This window comes from Sodalinema gerasimenkoae IPPAS B-353 (assembly GCF_009846485.1).
Classification (GTDB): domain Bacteria; phylum Cyanobacteriota; class Cyanobacteriia; order Cyanobacteriales; family Geitlerinemataceae; genus Sodalinema; species Sodalinema gerasimenkoae.
The window spans coordinates 511,094-525,833 of the sequence record NZ_ML776472.1 but is presented as its reverse complement, the minus strand read 5'-3'; the positions used below and the strand labels follow the sequence as shown (position 1 = coordinate 525,833).

General features: G+C 54.2%; 11 protein-coding genes and 1 tRNA gene. 5 read left to right on the top strand and 7 right to left on the bottom strand.

What is annotated here, in order from left to right; translation table 11 throughout:
• Positions 1–207: 207 nt before the first annotated feature.
• Positions 208–1,845 (bottom strand): B12-binding domain-containing radical SAM protein, encoded by a 1,638-nt coding sequence (locus tag L855_RS02305; RefSeq protein WP_159783703.1) that lies wholly within the window; start codon positions 1,843–1,845, stop codon positions 208–210.
• Between the two features lie 160 nt (positions 1,846–2,005).
• On the opposite strand from L855_RS02305, the gene L855_RS02300 reads away from it, so the two are divergent.
• Positions 2,006–2,317: a DUF6679 family protein gene (locus L855_RS02300; protein ID WP_159783701.1), complete on the top strand. Its 312-nt coding sequence runs from the start codon at positions 2,006–2,008 to the stop codon at positions 2,315–2,317.
• 124 nt (positions 2,318–2,441) lie between these two features.
• A complete protein-coding gene (locus L855_RS02295; protein ID WP_159783699.1) occupies positions 2,442–2,789 on the top strand; it encodes a hypothetical protein in 348 nt (115 codons plus the stop codon).
• Positions 2,790–2,844: 55 nt separating this feature from the next.
• Here the strand turns inward: L855_RS02295 and dnaN are convergent, their stop codons facing one another.
• Complete coding sequence (gene dnaN, locus L855_RS02290; protein ID WP_159783698.1) at positions 2,845–3,993, bottom strand: DNA polymerase III subunit beta; 1,149 nt, start codon at positions 3,991–3,993, stop codon at positions 2,845–2,847.
• 110 nt (positions 3,994–4,103) lie between these two features.
• Here dnaN and fraC point away from each other — a divergent pair, with 110 nt between their 5' ends.
• Positions 4,104–4,637 (top strand): filament integrity protein FraC, encoded by a 534-nt coding sequence (gene fraC, locus L855_RS02285; protein ID WP_159783696.1) that lies wholly within the window; start codon positions 4,104–4,106, stop codon positions 4,635–4,637.
• 183 nt (positions 4,638–4,820) lie between these two features.
• Here the strand turns inward: fraC and L855_RS02280 are convergent, their stop codons facing one another.
• The gene (locus L855_RS02280; protein WP_159783694.1) at positions 4,821–5,012 is read right to left on the bottom strand and encodes a DUF2949 domain-containing protein; all 192 of its coding nucleotides are present in this window, start codon (positions 5,010–5,012) and stop codon (positions 4,821–4,823) included.
• 37 nt (positions 5,013–5,049) lie between these two features.
• On the opposite strand from L855_RS02280, the gene L855_RS02275 reads away from it, so the two are divergent.
• Positions 5,050–5,313, top strand: coding sequence for a hypothetical protein (locus tag L855_RS02275; RefSeq protein ID WP_159783692.1), 264 nt, complete (start codon positions 5,050–5,052; stop codon positions 5,311–5,313).
• A gap of 332 nt (positions 5,314–5,645) precedes the next feature.
• Here the strand turns inward: L855_RS02275 and L855_RS02270 are convergent.
• Positions 5,646–5,719: transfer RNA gene (locus L855_RS02270), tRNA-Pro, on the bottom strand.
• Between the two features lie 271 nt (positions 5,720–5,990).
• Positions 5,991–6,539: a response regulator gene (locus L855_RS02265; protein ID WP_159783690.1), complete on the bottom strand. Its 549-nt coding sequence runs from the start codon at positions 6,537–6,539 to the stop codon at positions 5,991–5,993.
• A gap of 206 nt (positions 6,540–6,745) precedes the next feature.
• Between L855_RS02265 and lipA the strand changes: the two genes are divergently transcribed.
• On the top strand, positions 6,746–7,687 hold the full coding sequence (lipA, locus tag L855_RS02260) for a lipoyl synthase (RefSeq protein WP_159783688.1): 942 nt from the start codon (positions 6,746–6,748) through the stop codon (positions 7,685–7,687).
• On the opposite strand, the gene L855_RS02255 is transcribed toward lipA, so the two are convergent.
• A complete protein-coding gene (locus tag L855_RS02255) occupies positions 7,684–8,529 on the bottom strand; it encodes a YaaW family protein (RefSeq protein WP_159783686.1) in 846 nt (281 codons plus the stop codon). The genes lipA and L855_RS02255 overlap by 4 nt on opposite strands.
• Positions 8,530–8,797: 268 nt before the next feature.
• Positions 8,798–14,266 (bottom strand): trifunctional serine/threonine-protein kinase/ATP-binding protein/sensor histidine kinase, encoded by a 5,469-nt coding sequence (locus L855_RS02250; protein ID WP_159783683.1) that lies wholly within the window; start codon positions 14,264–14,266, stop codon positions 8,798–8,800.
• Between the last annotated feature and the right edge of the window lie 474 nt (positions 14,267–14,740).

Sequence of the window (14,740 nt, the reverse complement as noted above, 5' to 3'; positions counted from 1 at the left end):
AGGGATAGAAGGCGGTAGCGATTAGCCCTCTTTCTTTTTTTTAGGGAACAGGGAACAGGGAACAGGCAATAGGCAATAGGCAATAGGGAACAGGCAATAGGCAATAGGGGGGAGTAGCGGTAGGATGTGTTCCGGCATCGGTGAGGGTTGTGACCTCGGTCCATCACGTTAAAATTGCCGGAACGCATCACTTAGGCTTAGGCAGGCTTAGGCAGTCGGTACGCGGGAGGTTTCGCTCATGGCTTGTTGAGCGTCGTTGAGGTGTTTGGCGAGGGTTTCTGGGGGGAGGGGGCCACGGAGATGGGCCCAGGGGAGGACGCGATCGCCCTCGTAGTCCTGATGAACATAGTAATCGAGGGGAGGCAGTTGTCCTCGTAACTGTTTAAAGGCCCGTTTGTAACTGCCGACGGTGTCGCCATAATCCCGTACTAACTCCAATAACGAGGAAAGACGGCGATCGCCCCGGGCAATGAGAGCCTGAATCACTGACCAGTTATAACTTTCTGGGCGAAAGTCCATCCCCTGCGATCGCAAGGCTTTCTCCAAAACTTTCAACCGTTTCTTGGCCCGAGGATTCACCCCATAAGCCTGAAACGGTGTATGGGCCTTGGGGACAAAGGTACTACAGCCGAGGGTTAACCGTAATCCCGGAACCTCCCGTTTCAACTGCGTCATCATCTCCACCGTCTGGCTGACATCATCATCCGTCTCCCCAGGGATGCCCACCATGCCATAGAGTTTAACCCCCCTCAAGCCACCCGCTTTGGCCTGTTGGGCGGCCTGAACAATCTCGTCATTGTGCAACTTCTTATTAATCACCCGCCGTAACCGTTCTGATCCCGTTTCCACCGCAATCGTGATCGATTTGGTTCCTCGCTTGGTCAAAATTTGGGCTAACTTGGGAGTCACCGTATTGGTGCGTACTGAGGCAATACTCAATCGTAGGTCATCGTAGCGGTCTTGGGCGAGATAGTCTAACACCGCCTCAAACTCGGGATGTTGGGTAATCGAGGCCCCCAATAAGCCTAGGCGATCGCTCACCCCCACCCCCCGTTCAATGGCGGGAATCAGAGACTCCTCTAAACTGGCAGTCCGAAAGGGAAGCGTCAGATAACTGGCTAAACAGAAACGGCACATTTCTGGACAACTGCGCACCACCTCCACCATATAGATATTCTCCCAGGCGGCCTGTTGCGTCACCACCGAAGAGGTTGACAGCGTATTCCCCCGATAGGTTTGTTTCTCGACTTGGGGGGGAATCTGAGACTCCCTGGGGGTAATTGAGGCGATCGCCCCCTCGGCACTGTAATAGCGCACCTCATATAAACTGGGACTATACACCCCCGGCACCTGGGCCAAGCGTCGTAACTGTTCCCCCCGTGGGGCCCCACGCACCTCCTGACAGGCATCGAGAAAGTTGGGAATCAAATCCTCCCCATCCCCGAGCAGGATAATATCGAAGAAATCGGCAAAAGGTTCAGGATTGGCCGTCAACACCGGGCCACCGCCAAACACGAGGGGATGGCGATCATCGCGAAACTCAGAGCGTATGGGAATCTGCAACGACTCCAACATACTGAGGATATTCACATAATCCAGTTCCCAGGAGAGGGAGAACCCCAACAAATCCACCTCATTAGGGAGGGGTTCGCTGACATCCATAAATAGGCGACTAACGGAAACATCCTCACGCATGGCTAGGGTGGCCCAAACCACCTGATAGCCGAGGCTGGTGATGCCCACACTGTAGGTATTGGGAAAGGCAAAAATCACCCCTAGGGCGTTCGCCTCCGGCGAGACTGGCTCAAACAACAGGCGTTCATCGGCAAAAACAGAAGCATTCACAGGGCTAGATTTATTATCCCAAACACAGATGCCTTCATCTTAACCAGGATTGCTACCGAGACCGAGGCGATCGCCCCGTCCGCCTCTGCGGAATTTCATCGACGTCAGGGAGCGATCGCGTTAGAATAGCCGGAAAGCCTACGTCTTTCCCAAACTGTGAATGCTACATCGCAAGCTCTATCAATTCTGCTGTGAAGGTCGTGAAGTCTGTGTCTTCCTACGAGATCAACAACGCTGGATTGATCGCGCCCAAATTATCGATATTGAGGGAGATCTCGTCACCATCCGCTACGAATCGGATGAAGATGATGAAATCTGCGCCTGGGAAGAACTTGTGCGTCTCGACAGCATCGGTTCTGTCAGCCAAAAAATCGCCAGTGTCCCCAAAGGAGGCTTTGAACCCCTAATCGCTGAGGATTGTCCAGACGCGGAGAAAATTCGCAAAAGTCATCCTGAATCCAACTCCGACTAACTCCCAAAATTCTCTCGACAACCGGGCGACCCCCAGGCAGCTCGGTTGTCTATTTCTGGGAAATGCCCCCCTTCGCTTGTGGGTGTGGTAAGCTGAAACTCAATGTCGTGCTTCTCAGTTTCTTATGGCTCGCTACACTGCTATTTTCGTTGTAGCCGCTCCAGTCGAGCACGTCAGGCAGATTCTGCCTGAACTCCTCCAAGCGTGCGACTTCGAGCCAATCTACCAGACCGAAGATTACTTTATGGCCCGGGAAACCCCAGGGCGGGTTTCTTTTTCAAAACTGGTCACGGTTGATGTTCTCATCGATGTCCCCCTCGATGAAAAATCAGAAGTACGGCTGAATTTCGTGGTAAAAAACGAAGAACTGCCCCTGCAAGTGAACAACCACTGTCAGATCATGTTCGAGTCCGTGAAAGCAGCCGTCGTTGAGAGTCAGCAGTGGCAACTCCTAGAAACAGTGTCCGGCTGAATCCCCCCGAACTACAAAGCCCCCAACATCCTAGAGGTGTTGGGGGCTTTCGGGATTAATCGCGAATCTGAACCGGCATCACCAAGTGAATCATCTTCGTTCCCCCCAGGGGGGTGAGAATCACCGGGGAAGTGGCGGTGTTTAACTGAAGTTGGATTTCTGTGGATTGGAGATTGCGCAAGGATTCCATGACGTACTTGACATTGAAGGCAATCTCTAGACTCTCTCCAGAAATTTGCGCCGGTAAACATTCCGTCCCACTGCCCACATCGGCCGCATCTACCCCCAGGGTGACCTGTTGGCTACCACTGTCAAAGCTGAACTTGACGATGTTATTTTTGCGATCGGCAATGACGGCAATGCGTTCTAAGGCACTGAGAAGGGCGCGGCGATCGAGATTGGCTTGATTGTCAAATTCTCGGGGAATCAGTTGCCGATAGGCGGGATATGCCCCCTCTAGGGTACGACTGGTGAGGCGACGGTCTGCCACCTCAAACACCGCTTGTCCTTCGTCGATGGAGAGGGTTAAGGGGGTGGGGGTGGCTCGTTTGCCAATGGTGCGCTCTAATTCCCGCAGGGCCTGGGCGGGAACGGTGACCTCAAACACCTCATCATCCCCAAGATTCATGGCGGGGCTATCCCCATCATTGAGGGCTTCGACGACGGCTAGACGATGACCGTCGGTGGCGGCAAATTCAATGCCATCGGCTCGAACTGCCAGGTGAACGCCCGTTAGGACTTGTTTGGTTTCATCGGAACTGGTGGCGAATAGGGTACCTCGCAAGCCTTCGAGGAGGGACTCACTGCCGAGTTGAATCACTTTGCCATCTTCAATGGCGGGGAGTTCCGGGAACTCCTCAACACTCATTCCCTGGACTTTATAGGTTCCTGAGAGGGAGGTGAGGGTGGTTTGATAACTGTCTTCGTGTTGTTCTAGGGTGAGATCTCCCTCGGGGAGTCGGGAGACAATGTCATTGAGAAGTTTGGCGGGGAGGGCCACGTCCCCACTGGTCTCGACTTGGGCGGGAAAACTGGTGCGAATCCCGAGGCTAAGGTCGAAGCCAGTCAGTTGAATCTGTTGCTGTTGGGCATCGGCGGTGAGGCGGATATTAGCTAAAACCGGATGCGTTGGACGGGAGGGAACAGCATGGATGGCGAGGGATAGATGGGTGTTGAGTTCCCCTTGGGTGCAAACCAGTTTCATAGTGGGTCAATTGGAGAAGGATGCGGGTCAAAATTCAGGCTGTTGTGCAATGGCACAGCCTTAAGAGGTTACCATGAGCCTGTGCGACGCGGTTCGGGAGGCTGGGTGAGATGATGGTATTGCCATTGAGGGCGATCGCCTCTCAGATTTTACTATTGTTGGTGGCCGTGGCGATCGAGTCAACGGTGTTTCATCGCCGCTTGGCCGTGAGCCGACGTATGAGTGTTCAATATGCCCTCGCCCTTGATTTACTCTGTGTGGCGTTGGGTTGGCTGGGCTTCTTTGTCATTGTTGAGATGTTTGGCTCTCATCCCTGGATGATTCAGGTGATGGGGTATGTGTTCACGGGCCGTTTTATCGCCAGTCCCGGCCGAGATGGGATTGAGTCGGTGTTGGCTGGGGCCACGATTTTGTTGTTCTTTAGTAGCTTTTTTCTGAAAACCCAGGCGCTATATCACTTTCAACGCCTTAACATCTTTCCGTTTGAGAGTGAGGGGTTATATCAGCAGTTTCAGCGCGCCAAAACCCAACGACTGGTTCGCTATCAGATCCGGGTTGACCAGGATCGCACGATTTTATTAGCTCATGGCTTGAGTCACGGGGCGATTTTTCTACTCTTGGTGGTGATGATTCTCGGACTCTAGGGACGCTTGAGGGAGTTTGGCCCAGATCCAGAAAGCCGCCTCAAGTGGGGCGGCTTCTGACGATGAAGTATGGCATTTTTTACGTGCTTAAAACAGTTTTTTAATCGAACGGGACACTGACGACCGGGAATAAGCCGGGATGACGACAAGTAAAAGAACCGATTGATTGAAACACCGAGTGGCCTAAGCCGTTTCGAGCCAGTCAAAAATGCGATCAAGTTGTTCGAGATTGATCAGTCCGTATTGCCACAGAACCATGGGGAAGGCATTGGGAGCGTTCTCACCGTGGCGCAGCGCTAAATCGATGGAGTTGGAGGGAACAGACAAATCGTCTTGTAAAAAACGAATCAGTTTTGCGAGCTTGTTAAATTTCATGATCCTAAAATGAGTCCTTTTCTCGGACATCCTTACTATGCAATACATTGACAGGGAACTCTGCGATCGATATAACCCTTTCGGTGTGATCTTGATCGCTTTGGGGTGCGATCGCATCACAGACCGGTTTTCCTGCAAAGTTCCCCTGATTCCTGCGATCCCCACTGGGGTCAAGGTTCAGTCTTTTGGGAGAGGCTGTTATCCCAAAAGCCTGTTAGATCGCAGTATTTCCCCGACATTGAACTCGTTACAGAGTCCTAGGATACTAGAACAAACCGTCTATTATTCCGGTAATGTTTAGACCCGTTTCTAATATCAGTGACACCACTGAGGTAACCCCTGATTTACCCCAATTTACTCCGCAAAGCTGCCGAGTAAACCGGTTCAACCGACCCCACATCAAGATAAACGAGGGATTTTGCCCCAAAAGGGTTCCCCTAGGTTGAGGGACTGGGTCAGTGACTGAGGACGTAACCTCCTATCCCTATTCCCGCCTTACAGTAGCCAACCTGACTGCCTATTACAGCTAGAGTTCCCAAACGAGGGAATAATCCATCTGGACCCAGGAGCATTTCGGGTAAACTTTTGTAAACAGATAGGGAAAAGCAGCATAACACCACTTTTCCCTAACAATCGGGATGACTGGATTCGAACCAGCGGCCCCTTCGTCCCGAACGAAGTGCGCTACCAAGCTGCGCTACATCCCGGCGTTAGATTTCGGATGGGTTAACCATCTTGACACAGGACAGTCTAACACAGACTGAGACAGTTCGTGATTAATTTTGCTGAATCGATGTTGGGGGTCTAGCCCCTGAGCCAAGACCCCATCAACATGGGAGGGTCTCGGCTCCCATGTCAGCTATTGAGTCGTCGCGCCACGAACCCAGACAACCGTTGAGACGAGCGGTTGTCTGACTAGGCTCGCAGCTGCGACGTTGAGCTAGGGGCAGTTGAGCTAGGGGCAGTTGTGGCCGATGCCTATTTCAATTTTTGCTTGATAAAGGCAAGAATCTGCGACACCTGTTTCTTCAAGCCTGCCACTTCTTTTTCCAAACTGGCAACCTTGGCTCGTAAGGCAGCGATCTCGTCGCCTCCCCCCGAGGCCGCAGCGGCTGGGGCGGTGGCCGGTGCAGCGGCGGCTCCCCGAGGTTTTTTGGACTTGGCCATGGCCGCCTTAATGGCCCCGAGAAGTTGTTTTTTCTCAAAGGGCTTCTCAATGAACTCGAAGAACTCAAACGGCTCAGAAATTTTTTCCGTGACTTCCTCCTTGCGGCCCGACATCACCAGCAGTGGGATTTTGCGGAGATTGGCGTCCGCCTGGATTTCCTGAAAGACTTCCCAGCCACTTCGTTTCGGCAGCAGGAAGTCCAACATAATCAGGCTGGGTTTATCGGAGTGAATCTTATTCAAACCTTCTTCGCCATCCTTGGCTTCGACCACATCGAAGTTCCCGGGAGGCAACATACTTTTAACAGTTTTTTGGATGACACGACTGTCATCAATGACTAAAATTTTGTGACTTGCCACGACTGACTCCTTAAGCGGTGCGCGAAGGGATAGGCTGAGGGATAGATGTTTTGCTTTCTAGTGTACCCCACCGGATACAGTCTATCAGGTGGCGCAAACTCGGAGTGGATGCCACAATGAGAAAGACTCATGAGAACGACGGCCCAGGAGGGCGATCGCCCACTCCTCCTCGCGGCTCTACTCGATACGGATTATGACGGACGACGATGGCTGATTTCGATTCCCGCGCCCAACTCCGCGCCGAACTGGCAACACTTCCCCCCTGGCTACGTCGTCCTCTGGGCCAAGCTAGCCAGATGTCTCGGGTGCAGCGGGTCATTAAACAGCGACAAATTCATACCATCTGCGAGGAGGGCCGCTGTCCCAATCGCGGTGAATGCTACGCCCAAGGAACGGCTACGTTCTTACTGATGGGCCCCACCTGCACTCGCTCCTGTGGCTTTTGTCAGGTGGATAAGGGCCATGCGCCGATGCCCTTAGATCCTCAGGAACCCCAGAAGGTGGCCAACGCCGTTGAGGTGCTGCAATTGCGCTATGTGGTCCTGACGGCGGTGGCCCGGGATGATTTAGCCGATGGGGGGGCGGGTTGGTTCGTGAAAACCATGGCCGCCATTCGAGAGTGCAGCCGTCAGACGCACATCGAAGTCCTTACCCCTGACTTCTGGGGTGGACGGGAGGCGGGAATCTCACCCGAACACTTACAACGGCAGCGGATTGAGCAGGTGGTGGCGGCCCAACCGGCTTGTTTTAACCATAATTTGGAAACGGTGCGCCGCTTACAGGGGCCCGTCCGTCGCGGCGCGAAATACGATCGCTCCCTAGAGGTGTTGCGCCAAGTTAAACAGATTGACCCTAACCTGCCCACGAAATCCGGTTTAATGGTCGGTCATGGGGAGCAGGAGGAAGAACTCATCGAGGCTATGGCAGATTTACGGGCCGTGGGCTGCGATCGCCTAACTCTGGGACAATATATGCGTCCCTCCCTAGACCATCTCCCGGTACGTCGCTATTGGCATCCCGAGGACTTCGAGCGTCTGGGGGACATTGCCCGAGAGATGGGCTTTGCTCATGTGCGCTCAGGCCCCCTTGTCCGGAGTTCCTATCACGCCGGAGAGCCAGCGTCAGACCTGGCTATATCAATGTCCTAGCCGTAGGCCATTTCACAGGTTTCTAAGCGAGTCAGGCGGATTTGGGCCAGGGCAAAGACCGTCGGGATAATGCGGGCATAATTGGTGGCTACCGCTCGCCAACAGATATCGGCAAAGAACCAGGCCCATAAGGCCGGCCCCACAAAGGCAAACACCGAACGAGTGGCGGTGTAGCGCGCCGTGGCGCTGGCCATGCCGCGTCGGGCCATGTGTACTCCAACATAGCCTTTCATCTTCGCCGCAGCCGCTGCACTGCCTTTGAGGGTTTCCTTGGCCAGTTGATGGCGGGCGAACTCCAGGGCAAACTGTCGCGCCAATTGATTGAGCAATAGGGGCCGCAACACCGAATTGACAGCGATCGCACTTCCCCCCTTCAGCAGCCAGCCCATGGGATCTCGTTGTACATGGAGGGGCAGGGGTTGGGGGAGATCACTTTTGGCTAAGGACTTCTGAACCCGAAGTATTAGGGCCTCTTGGTCAGCGGCCGGAAGCTTATCCCAGGCCCGGCCCATCAAATGCAGAAAAATCTCCGCCTCCAAATCCGTGGTTGACAGGGATTTAGAATAGGGAATCCGCAGATAGTGGCAGACTTGAATTAAGACGCTGCGATAGGAAATTTCGTGACTTTGCCCCCGTAACACCGTCATTCCATCGGCGGCTAGGAAGCGGAAGCGGTCTTCGAGGGCATCAATCCAACTGTGGCGATCGCGACTTTGTAACTCCAAGGGGTCTACGGGCTTCATATAATCGAGGGGATTGAAGCGCGGGCGGAACAACAAGTCAGTTAATCCCTGAAGTTCATCCTCAGTGGCTAGTTCTAAGGCGGTTCTCAACTCATCCAAAATAGCATTCCTCCCTCACCAAGCACCCCAGCCAGGCCGGGATACCTTGTCGATATCACTGTGGTTGCACTGGGTTTTGGACTCAACCCATCTTGCCCTTTGATTGTAGCGCCCTTTGCTCGGTTTCCCCTTGGACTATCCCATGGCCGTGGGTTTAATCCACAGCAATACCCACAGCCCCGCCAGGGCCAGGGCAATCACAAGTGACAGACCATTGAGATACAACCGCATGGCGTTAAATTCCCAGAACACGTGGGTCTAGTTAGACTCATGTCTCTAGTTTAGCGTCTTGCTGGCAGGGAAAATTGAGTTCAAACGCCGTGCCTTGCCCCAAGTGCGATCGCACCTTAATCGAGGCCTGATGCGTCGTGAGAATTTGCTGCACAATCGACAAGCCTAACCCCGTTCCCTCCCCGACAGGTTTGGTAGTGAACAGATGTTCAAAGGCTTGCTCCTGCACCGCCTCAGACATCCCACAGCCGTTATCCTCAATGCAGACCTGGACTTGCTCTTTGCCAACGGGCCGGGCACTGACCTGAATGCGATTGGGCTGTTTTTGAATGTCAGCATAACTGCGATCGCGGTTCATCTCATCGAGGGCATCAATGGCATTGGCAATCAGATTCATAAACACCTGATTTAACTGACTCGGGAAACATTCAATCAGGGGTAAGTCTGGGGCATAGTCCTTCTCCACCAGAATCGCCGGCCGCCACTCGTTGGCTTTGAGGCGGTGTTTGAGAATCAAGAGCGTACTATTGAGGCTTTCGCGCAGGTCAAAGAGACTGGGGCTTGTGCCATCATGGCGCGAGAAGGTGCGTAAACTGCGGCTGATGGCCACAATGCGCTTAACTCCTGTTTCCATGGAGGTGAGGAGACTGGGGAAGTCCTCCTGGATATAGTCGAGTTCAATGGCCTCGATTTCTTCTTCAATGCGGGGGTCAGGATTGGGGTAGCAGTCCTGATAGAGTTGCAGTAACCCCATGACATCCTCAAGATAGTCTCGTGCCGGTTGTAGATTGGCCGAAATGCAGCCAATGGGGTTGTTGATTTCATGAGCCACCCCGGCGACAAGATTGCCCAGGGCTGACATTTTCTCATGTTGAATCAGTTGTAACTGAAGACTTTTGAGATCCTGTAACGAGCCTTCGAGTTGTTGGGCGTAGTCCTGAGACTGGCGATATAAGCGGGCATTTTCCAGGGAAATGGTGGCTTGAGTGCCTAAGGTTTGCAGAACTTGCACGCGATCGCCCGTAAACGCCCCGGCCACTAGGGAGTTTTCCAAATACAACGCCCCCACCGTCTGAGTGCGATCGCACAGAGGGAGCAGTAACACGGACTGGGGAGGTCGTCCCTGAGGAGATGAGGGGTCAGCAAACCGCACATCTCCGGCAAACACCGACTCACAGCGGGCATCGGCCACCACAATCGGCTCTGCTGAGCGCAGAATCCTCCCCAGCCACAGTCGAGGAATGGTATTCTCCTCGGTCAAGGGATGAGTGCCGGTTTCACATTGACCCTCCAGGGTATAGCGAGCCGCCGAGACCCAATCTCCCCCATCCCGCCAGAGGAGTGTCGCCGTTTCCGCCCCGGAATGCTCCACCACCGCCGCCATAAGCTTGCTGAGAAGGTCGTCCAAGTCAATGGCACTGGAAATGGCTTGAGAGGCTTCAATCAGAGCTGAGAAATCAATGGAATGGGAAGGGCTGAGGGTGGCATGATGACCATAGGTTTGACCGGAGGTGTCATGGGTGGTCGTGGTGAGATGACCCGGAACTGGTGATACCTGACCCAGGCTGGGCAACTCCTGTCGGTACAACCGTTCTAATTGACGAACCTTTGCTGTGGCTCCCCAACGGACATAGCCATAATAGGCATCGGTGATGTAGATTCGGGCAATTTTATGACGCTGCCGTTGACGATAGAAGCCGGCGGCTCGTTCATTGGCGAGGGCTTCGAGATAGAGTACACCCGCCTGTTGGGCCTGCTCAATGGCTCGATCATAGGCGGCCATAGCGTCTAACTCCCGTCCCTGGCAGCGGGCCTGTTCTGCCTCTAGGAGGCTCAAATGGGGCCCATGGTTGGCGGGGCTGGCCTGGACAAAGCGCTCAACTTGGGCTTTCAGGGTCATGGCCTCAGACCAATAGGGGCAGTTGTCCGGGTCTTGGCCCTGACGACGACTGGCATCAAAGTAGGCCAGACTTCCATAGACGAACCAGAGGGAGAATTGATAGGTGGCGATCGCGCTGTTGAGATAGGGACGAGCCTGTTGGCAATAGTTCAGAGCGGCGTCCATGTCATCAAAGAGACAGGCTAAATAGAGTTTTTGCGCAAACAGATAGAAAATCAGCACTCTTTCACCCGCTTCTTGATACTGGGGGAGTGCTTGCCGCTCATCATAGAGGGGCCCGACGAGTTCCAGGGGAGACTTGGACTCACCGAGGAGGTTCTGCACGACCTGATAGCCCATGGCATGATAGTTGAGACTGGTTTTCTGCTTGAGTCTCACCATCACCTGACGGTACTGTTGGAAGTCCTCGGCCACCTCATCGAGGGACCGGACACTAAACAGACTATGAATGCAGTAATGGTTAATACAGTAACTGGCGAACTCAAAATCACCGCTGTCTAGCCCGGACTGACAGCCTCGCAAGAGTCCGGGGAGGGTCTCGACGAGGGGAGCCTGCCAATGGCGGATAAAGGCTTCTACCATCAGATCGACTTTGGCGACAAACTCCTTGGCTCCAAAGCGCTCAATGATACCCAGGGCGGCATCTTTGGTATCATAGCCCCGAGCATAGTCCCCCCAAAGACCACAGCAGAATAGACCAAAGGCGGCAAAGACGTAGGAACTGGCACTACAGATGCCCGAGGTGAGGATCTGTTGTAGCAGTTTCAGGTTGAGGAGGATATAGAGATTGGGGCGGGCAATGTAGGCTGAAGCGGCAATCCGTAAGGCGATGCGACGACTGGCCAGTTCATAGGGATCGTCTACAAGGGGCAGGTTGATTAAGGTGGTGACATCGTTCCCCGTCATTTCCCTGAGAATCTCCTCTAGAATCTCCTCGGTGGCCTGCTCATCGGGGTGTTCGGGAATGGACAGTCCTAATTTCCCTAAGATGTGAATCCCGGTGTGAATGGCAACGTTGAGGTTGTTGCGCGCGACATGGACTTGAATCCAGACTTCATAGAGGGGAATGGTATCGAGGATGTCCTGGGCTTGGTCAATGGCCGGCTTGATGAGTTGTTCGGCGGCGGTAAACTCGCCAATGGCAAAGGCACTTTCAGCGGCGAGTTGATACAGGCTCAGGGTGAGAGGGTAGAGGGTGGTGGCTGGGGGAGAGTGCGGTGGAGTCCAGGGTTGGCTGGGGTCTAGGAGTTTGAGGGCCGTTTGACTGTAGCTAAAGGCGGCGGCATGAGCGGTGGCGGCTTGGGCCCGGCGTGCAGCACTGAGGTTGAGCTGGATGACCTGGAGGCGTTCGTTGTTGTCTTGGAGACTGTCCCAGGCGGTATTGTAGTGATGGACGATATCGAAGAGGCGATCGCCGCTATCGGGGTTGGGGCTGGCCTGGACTAACAGCCGTGCGATTTGATGGTGCAGAGGCGGCCGTTGTTCTGGGGGGATGGAGGCATGGGCCGCTTGTTGGATGCGATCGTGCCGGAAGAGATAGGAGGCTTGCTGGGCAATCGCCTCGTCGCAACTGCTGGCCCCTTGATAGAATTTGGAGGCTTCGTTGGCGGGAATAATGAGTTCGGCTTCTAAGGCGTGCCAGAGTTGGCTGGCGACTTGACAGGGGGATTGTTGGGCGACGGTGGCGAGAGTACTGAGGTCGAAGTGATTGCCGATACAGGCGGCAATTTGCAGCAGGGTTTGGCAGGGAAGGGGCAGTTGTTGCAGTTTCTGACTCAGGAGTTCTACTACATTGTCGGTCAGGGCCAGGGTGCGGGCTAAACCCAGGTGATAGGCCCAGGTTCCGGTGTCGGGGTTAAAGGCGATCGCCCCTCGCTCGTATAGGGTTTTGAGGAGTTGGTTGACGAAGAAGGGGTTGCCCTGGCTGTTGTCGTAGAGGAGGTCGGCCAGGGGTTGGCTGTCGGGGCGATCGCGATGGAGGGTGAGGGCGGTTAAACGACTGACATCATCGCGATCGAGGGGCCCTAGGGTGAGGGTTTCAATACGGCTAGTTTTGGCAATGTTAGCCAGGGAGAGAAGGAGGGGATGACCGGGGCCGACTTCGTTATCTCGATAGGTGCCAATGGTGAGTAGGGGATAGTTTTGGGATTCGGCGAGGAGTCGTTCTAGGAGGTTTAGGGAGGCGGAGTCAGCCCATTGCAGGTCATCGAGAAAGAGGACTAGGGGGCGATCGCCGGCGACGGCCCCGCGCACAAAGTCCCCAAAGGCTAGGTTGAAGCGATTGTCTCGCTGCATGGGGGACAAGTCCGGTTCCGGGGGCATCTCGCCGATGAGATCGACCAGTTCAGGAACGGTCTCTAGGAGAATCCCGCCGCGATCGTCCAAGCGATTTCGAAGGCGCGATCGCCAGGCGGCCAATTCCTGGGGGCCGGCGGCGGCCACTTGTTCGACCAGTTCCCGAAAGGCTTGCACAAAGCCACTGAGGGGACTGTTGCCTTGGAGTAAGTCAAATTTGCCTTGAATGAAATAGCCGTTGTTCTGGGCGATGGGACGATGGACTTCGTTGACGAGAGAGGTTTTGCCAATCCCGGAATACCCGGCGACGAGAATTAGGCAGGAGTTGCCCTGACTGGCATAGTCAAAGGCATTGAGGAGGGTTTGCACTTCCGCTTCTCGGCCATAGAGGACTTCGGGAATGACGAAGCGATCGCTCCAATCGGAGCTGCCAATGGTAAATTGAATCGGCTCTCGGGGATGCTCGTGCCAGCGTTCCTCACAATGGTGTAAGTCTCGCTGCAAGCCGCCGGCACTTTGATAGCGATCTTCGGGGTTTTTGGCCATGAGCTTGTTGACAATCGCCTCTAAGGCCTCTGGAACATCGGCTCTGAGCGATCGCAGCGGCGGTGGGGTTCGCGCCAGGTGAGCGTACACCAGTTCGGCGGCATCGGTTTGTGGGAAGGGCAGTTTTCCGGTTAACAGCTCAAAGAAGGTCACGCCTAAGGAATAGAAATCGCTGCGATAGTCAAGGCTGCGATTCATACGCCCGGTTTGTTCTGGGGAGAGGTAGGCGAGGGTTCCTTCGAGGTGACCTAATGACTGTAACTGTTGCCGTTCCCGGGGGAGGCGGGAGGCAATACTAAAATCGGCGATGTAAATTTTCCCGGTTTCTTTTTCCAGAATCAGGTTGGAGGGTTTGATGTCTTTATGAATGACCGATTGCTGGTGAATGGTTTCCAGAACCCGGACAATTTGATGACTGAGGGCAAAAAATTGTCCTAAGGGCAAGGGTTGGCCCTGGTAGTCGTCGGCGAGGGACATGCCATCAATGTTTTCGAGGACCAGAAAATGCCCCCGGTCAAAGGTTTTTAGGGCCAGGGGACGGACAATGCCCTCGCCCTGTAAGGCCCCGGCCAGGGCATATTGATTCCGTAGTTTGGCTAATTGAGCCACGCTGGGATAGGCACAGTTCGAGAGTTTGATGGCCACCTGAGGCGCATCGGGGTCGGCTCCGATTTGTTGAGCGCTATAGACAATTGAGTTAGGACTGCGGTGTAAGGTTTTGTTAACGCGATATCCGAAGTCTTGCAGTTGCAAAAGACTATCCATGGGACAATACGGCTCTGGAGGATTAGGACTGGATAAGAGACCCGTGATATCAAACTAGCGATATACGTCTTACCTGGTATGTCTATTCTCTCTTTGCGCCAAGGCAAAGGCCCCACTGCCCTCTCATGAAAACTAGGGAGGGTTGGGCTTGAGAAGGGTGATAAGAAACTAAGGGGTGGGCCTAGGGTCTCAATTTTTTAACGGCTTGATGAGCGATGTTTCAGAATAGGAATGGTTAACTTAGCCCTCATTTTAGTGTAGTTGCGCCGTTGACAACCGGCAAGGGAAAGGGCGGTCAGGGGCCGGTCAGATTGGTGAGCGGGTGGGTGTCGTTGATCGACGCAGGCTAAAAATTGGCCAGTCCCGAGGGATGTCTCACTCACGGTCATAGAGGAGATGAAAAGGGCAGAAATTGCTGGAAAACCACCCGAAATTAGCAAACTTAAGATGTTCTGCCCAGACCCAAAACCTCTC